Origin of the sequence: Halobacteriovorax marinus SJ, from assembly GCF_000210915.2 — a bacterium.
Classification (GTDB): Bacteria; Bdellovibrionota; Bacteriovoracia; order Bacteriovoracales; family Bacteriovoracaceae; genus Halobacteriovorax; species Halobacteriovorax marinus.
In genome coordinates, this window is the sequence record NC_019100.1 from 1 (window position 1) to 1,973 (window position 1,973).

Sequence of the window (1,973 nt, forward strand, 5' to 3'; positions counted from 1 at the left end):
ATGAATAATAATCTCGTAACAAAATCAAATGCCGTAATACAAGCGTCATATAAGTTGAATCTAAATGAGCAGAGAATTCTACTCTCATGCATCTCACAAAATGACTCAAGAGAATCTCTTAAAGAGAACCAGGAGTTAAGCCTCTCAGCCCAAGACTACTCGAAACTGTTCGGCCTAGAGCTTAAACATGCTTATCAAGAAATCAGGGATGCATCTGACAACCTTTTCGAGAGACACCTTTGGTTAACAGCAAAGAATGGTGACCCAATCAAGACCAGATGGATAAGTTCAGTAAGATACAGAGATGGAGGCATAACTCTAACATTCGCTAAGGATCTGATCCCATACCTCACAGAACTTAGCTCAACTTTTACATCGTACAGACTAGAGAACATTACAAAGTTAACCTCCATTTATGCAATAAGACTCTATGAGATGCTCATACAATGGAGAAAAATAGGTAAAGTCGAGTTCTCTCTTGATGATTTTCGTGAGACTCTTGGAATTGAAAAAAAAGAATATCCAAGAATGTTTGATTTTAAGAAACACGTTTTAAATATCGCTATTCACCAAATAAATGAAAACACCGACATTAAGTGTAGATACTCTGAAGTAAAATCAGGAAGAAAAATTACAGGATTTGTTTTTCACTTTGGAAAGGACGCTCTAACTCAAATAGAGCTTGAAGATGTAATCGCTGATGCAAAAAAGGCATTGAACTAAAAAAACGAATCCTCAAATCCACTCCTAAGCCTTCCTAAAGCATTGGCCCTTGTATCCACTTGGGCCAAAATAAATCAAAAAATACTAATCACGAAATAATAAATCACTTCTCACCACCTCTTATCACTCTAAAAAAATAATTCATACATCACCATCTTCATTGCTCTCCCTAGAAAGCTCGCACCTCCTTCCGAAAAAAATAAATAATCGGTGCTAAATCTGACTAGATCTCTGTAACAACGTGAAAGAGGGCTAGTCAGATTTCGTGCCGAAACTTATTCAATTATTTTGAGTATATAGCGAGCTTTCTAGGGAGAGCAGTGGATGCAAAGGTGGGGCAGAGGTGTTGTAAATGTACACTAGCTGTTCGTTAGTTGTAACAACAGATGTGCTCTAGTTGTATCGCCAGCTGTACCATCAGTTGCGCTCTTAAATCGCTTCTAAGGCTTTTTTTTAAAAGCCACCTAGATATAAGGATATCCCACCATGAGATATTTCAGAAGCGAACTAGATAGCTTAAAAGATTTTTTTTCTTCTTTATTAAATTTAAAAGTTGGCCTGGTAAATCGCCTGCAAAACAATTTAGTTACCCTCGAATTCAATTATAGGTTTCATTTCAAAAGTAGGGAAGTGGGAGAATACTTACTTTGAATAACAAAGAATCTCCCTCAGGTAATCGTCTTTTGAAAAAGAGGGGAGTGACCAACTTACCGATTTCACTCTAAGATGTTTTGTAAAAAATCAAAGATTGGAAGTAGGGGAGGTAAGAGTTCCCAATTAAAGAACTTCCAAAGCTCTATTAGATTCAATAGGATTTCCAATATCAAACTCATTAAATATAAAACATTTGCCATTTTTCCTCCTCGATAATGGTTTCTTGATCACATAATAGGAAGACTTCGATCTTCACTTATTAAATGGATAATTCTTTTTTACATTTTTCTTAAAGGGAAAACGCTTCAACGTTACAGAGAAGAGTCAATAGATGGGGAATTTGGAGATTAAGGCATGGAGGGTCTCTTTTAATTGTTTTAATGTTTTAATGTTTTCCGCGGCTCCACAAGTGTTCGTAATCATGGGTTAGAGAGTTTAAAGACGAGGAATTCCGGTATTAAAGACGAGGAATTCCGGTATTAAAGACGAGGAATTCCGGTATTAAAGACGAGGAATTCCGGTATTCCTCTTTTTTTAAAACGAGTTGACTAAATAGTACTCGTCGATAATACTATTTAGATAACAAGGACGTTTTC

Annotated in this window: 2 protein-coding genes; one reads left to right on the top strand and one right to left on the bottom strand. The window is 36.2% G+C overall.

Translation table 11 applies throughout. The features are described from left to right. Complete coding sequence (repM, locus tag BMS_RS16505; protein ID WP_015059334.1) at window positions 1-723, top strand: replication initiation protein RepM; 723 nt, start codon at window positions 1-3, stop codon at window positions 721-723. Window positions 724-1,439: 716 nt separating this feature from the next. Here the strand turns inward: repM and BMS_RS17680 are convergent. Further along, the gene (locus BMS_RS17680; RefSeq protein ID WP_157868329.1) at window positions 1,440-1,577 is read right to left on the bottom strand and encodes a hypothetical protein; all 138 of its coding nucleotides are present in this window, start codon (window positions 1,575-1,577) and stop codon (window positions 1,440-1,442) included. Window positions 1,578-1,973: the final 396 nt, after the last annotated feature.

Coding starts and splice junctions, on each gene's coding strand:
- repM (WP_015059334.1), top strand. CDS start 1: ATGAATAATAATCTCGTAACAAAATCAAATGCCGTAATACAAGCGTCA.
- BMS_RS17680 (WP_157868329.1), bottom strand. CDS start 1,577: ATGGCAAATGTTTTATATTTAATGAGTTTGATATTGGAAATCCTATTG.